Source organism: Pseudomonas sp. Sample_24, assembly GCF_004307605.1.
GTDB lineage: Bacteria > Pseudomonadota > Gammaproteobacteria > Pseudomonadales > Pseudomonadaceae > Aquipseudomonas.
Map to the genome: position 1 here is coordinate 1 of NZ_RCNW01000221.1, position 2643 is coordinate 2643.

Annotated in this window: 4 protein-coding genes and 1 pseudogene; all 5 read right to left on the reverse strand. The window is 59.2% G+C overall.

Going from position 1 to position 2643, the window contains the following annotated elements:
* A pseudogene (locus tag D8V06_RS11500) lies at positions 1-205 on the reverse strand (glutaredoxin); the annotation flags it as partial.
* 83 nt (positions 206-288) lie between these two features.
* A complete protein-coding gene (gene folE, locus D8V06_RS11505; protein WP_007988130.1) occupies positions 289-834 on the reverse strand; it encodes a GTP cyclohydrolase I FolE in 546 nt (181 codons plus the stop codon).
* 77 nt (positions 835-911) lie between these two features.
* Entirely contained in the window at positions 912-1469 is a 558-nt protein-coding gene (locus tag D8V06_RS11510) for a Smr/MutS family protein (RefSeq protein ID WP_056853833.1), read from the reverse strand.
* A 115-nt stretch (positions 1470-1584) separates the two neighbouring features.
* A complete protein-coding gene (locus D8V06_RS11515) occupies positions 1585-1905 on the reverse strand; it encodes a hypothetical protein (RefSeq protein ID WP_056853832.1) in 321 nt (106 codons plus the stop codon).
* A 132-nt stretch (positions 1906-2037) separates the two neighbouring features.
* Positions 2038-2628: a cysteine hydrolase family protein gene (locus D8V06_RS11520; RefSeq protein ID WP_056853831.1), complete on the reverse strand. Its 591-nt coding sequence runs from the start codon at positions 2626-2628 to the stop codon at positions 2038-2040.
* Positions 2629-2643: the final 15 nt, after the last annotated feature.

The following is a 2643-nucleotide window of genomic DNA, read 5'->3' on the forward strand; positions in this document are numbered from 1 at the left end:
GCAAGGTGCGGCGGGTTTTCACGCAGAACGGGCAGGCGTGGAATTGATACAGGGTCAGGCCCTTGGCGGCGGATTCGACCTGCGCCTGAGCAGCGGCGGGGCGCTTCTTTTTGCTTGGGCGGGTGATGAAGTCGATGAAGATGATCAGTTGGCCAAGGCCGACACGAAGCGCTTTTACGAACACGTTGAAAGCCTCACGGGGCAAATGAAGAAAGGCGCGCAGCTTACCTGATTTTTCACAGGCGAAAAAAAACCGGCGATGAATGCCGGTTTTCCTTGTGTTGCGAATTACTTGATGAGGCTGAGGAATTCGCTGCGGGTGGCGGCGTTCTCGCGGAACTCCCCGAGCATCACCGAGGTGATCATCGTCGAGTTCTGCTTTTCCACACCACGCATCATCATGCACATGTGCTTGGCCTCGATCACCACTGCAACGCCCAGGGCGCCGGTGACCTGCTGGACCGCGTCGGCGATCTGGCGGCTGAGGTTTTCCTGGATCTGCAGGCGGCGAGCGTACATATCGACGATGCGCGCGACTTTCGAAAGCCCCAACACCTTGCCGCTCGGGATGTAGGCGACATGCGCCTTGCCGATGAACGGCAGCAAATGGTGCTCGCACAACGAGTACAGCTCGATGTCCTTGACCAGCACCATTTCGCTATTGTCGGAGCTGAACAAGGCACCATTGGTGACTTCTTCGAGCGTCTGTTCATAACCGCGGCAGAGGTACTGCATGGCTTTGGCGGCACGTTTTGGCGTGTCGAGCAGGCCTTCGCGGGACACGTCCTCGCCCAATTGGCCGAGAATCGCGGTGTAATTCTGTTCCAGGGACATGAAACTACCTGTGGGATTTTACGCAAAGGGCAAGGGTACGGTGGCGGACACGACGCTGCAAGCGTGACGCATCAGGTTTACTCGTCGCGACCTTCCATCATCGTGCGTTTGAGCATCACATAAACCGCTCCGGCACCGCCGTGTTTCGCCTGGCAAGAGGTGAAGCCAAGTACCTGCGGATGCTGGCGCAGCCAGGTGTTGACGTGACTTTTGATCATCGGCCGCTTGCCGTCCAGGCGCACGGCCTTGCCGTGAGTGACGCGCACGCAGCGGATTTCGAATTTGGTCGCTTCTGCCAGGAAAGCCCAGAGGGTTTCCCGGGCTTTTTCCACGTTCATGCCGTGGAGGTCGAGGCTGCCTTCGAACGGAATCTGTCCGGTCTTGAGCTTGCGCATCTGGCTTTCCTGAACACCGTCACGCGCCCACATCAGCTCGTCTTCCGGGCCGACGTCGATGACGAACTGATCGGACAGGCCGTCGACGGTGGTGGCATCCGTGCGCACGGTGGCGGCCTGACGCAGCTTGGCAATCTGTGCTCGGTCAGCTTTGGGTTTGCCGGTTTCAGCGCGATCGTGCTTGATCGGCTTGACGCCTTGGATAGCGCTTTTGAACAGGGAAAAATCGTCGTCTTGCATGTCAGCCTCCGCGAAGGGCGGCCAGTTTACCCAACTCCAGGCGAATGAGCGCGCATCAAAGTGCGCGGCATTCGGTGGCGACCTTGGTTCGCGACCTTGGTCCGCGAACTTGGTCTCAGTCGTGTTTTTTCATCAGGTGCGGCGACATGTTCAGCTCCCGCGACTGTCGCGAGCGGCGACGGCAGCGGCGCCACAGCCACACGCCGAGGTACAGCACGAACAGGCCAATCAGCAGAATCACTGCCGCACCGACCCGGTTGGTATTCATCTCACCCAGGGCCGGGGCGTGGCCCAACAGGCTGGCGATGCCGGCCATGGCGAGCAACACACCACTCGTCGCCAGCAGCGCAGCGAACGCCGCGCCGATTCGAAAACGCCAGTTACTTTGGCCTTTGGGCCGTAAGCGGCGAGCGTCAAAACCATCGGATAACTTCATTCCGACCTTCCTCAATGGGTATCGGCCCTTCGACCGGGAGTTGACCGGGATGTTCCTGAGGCTAAGACAATTACGGCTAATGAGAGGCTTTTGCGGATGAGCGGCGGTGCAGGCCGCTCATGTAAACACTGCTCAGACCAGGTCGTTGGTCTGGGCGACGGCGGCAAAGTTGTCCGCCATGATCGCCATTTCGGTCTGCTGAACATGCTCGGCGCTCAGGACGCCGCCTTTGTAGGGCAGATCGCGGGTGGCGCAAGCATCTTCCACCAGTGTGCAACGGAACCCCAGGTTTTTTGCTGCGCGCACCGTAGTGCTGACGCTGGAATGGCTCATGAAGCCGCAAACCACCAGATCTACCGAACCCAGGTCTTCCAGGCGTTTTTTCAGATCCGTGCCATGAAAAGCACTCGGCAGGATTTTTTCGATCTTGATTTCACCGTCAAGTGGCTCCAGCCCAGGAATGAACTGGCCGCGCTCGCCGCGTGGATCAAACAACCCTCCAACGGTGCCGAGATGGCTGACATGCACGATCGGACGACCGGCCGCACGGGCGGCAGTCACCAGTTTTTTGATGTTCGCGACAGCCGCATCCATGCCGCTCAGGGCCAAAGGACCGCTGAGGTATTCTTTCTGGGCATCGATGATGATCAGGGTCGCATGACTCAGTTTGGCGGCGGCATAACCGCGGCCGCTGAGTTGAAACATCGTTTGTGGAACGGACATTCTGGGGCTCCTTCG